Source organism: Neisseria sp. P0021.S007 (assembly GCF_051956855.1).
The window spans coordinates 1-579 of the sequence record NZ_JBQCXA010000855.1; the positions used below are offsets into that span (position 1 = coordinate 1).

1 protein-coding gene is annotated in these 579 nt (G+C 53.7%); it reads left to right on the forward strand.

What is annotated here, in order from left to right; all coding sequences use genetic code 11:
- A partial coding sequence (locus ACTHUR_RS16340) for a phosphoribosylamine--glycine ligase (RefSeq protein WP_440399729.1) occupies positions 1–579 on the forward strand: 579 nt, incomplete at both ends.

Sequence of the window (579 nt, forward strand, 5' to 3'; positions counted from 1 at the left end):
GTCCGAATACGGGCGGTATGGGCGCGTACAGTCCCGCGCCTGTGGTAACGCCTGCCGTGTACGAGCGCGCGATGAACGAGATTATTTTGCCGACCGTGGCGGGTATGAAAGCGGAAGGGCATGAGTTTACCGGCTTCCTGTACGCAGGTTTGATGATTGATCAAAGCGGCGCACCCTATACGATTGAGTTTAACTGCCGTTTTGGCGATCCCGAAACTCAACCGATTATGAGCCGTCTGAACAGTGACTTGTCGGATTTGGTCGAAGCGGCAATAGACGGCAAACTCGATAGCGTAACTGCAGAATGGAACCCGCAAACTGCCGTAGGCGTGGTGCTGGCGGCGCAAAATTACCCCGAAACGCCTAAAAAAGGCGATGTTATTTCCGGTCTGGATGCTGCCAACCAAATCGGCAAAGTTTTCCATGCTGGCACAAGGGCAAACGAGAAAGGCGACGTATTGACCAACGGCGGCCGTGTATTGTGTGTCGTAGGATTGGGCGACGATGTGGCGCAAGCCAAAGCCAAGGCGTATAGCGCATTGGAAAAAATCAGCTTCGACGGCATGCAATACCGTAAAG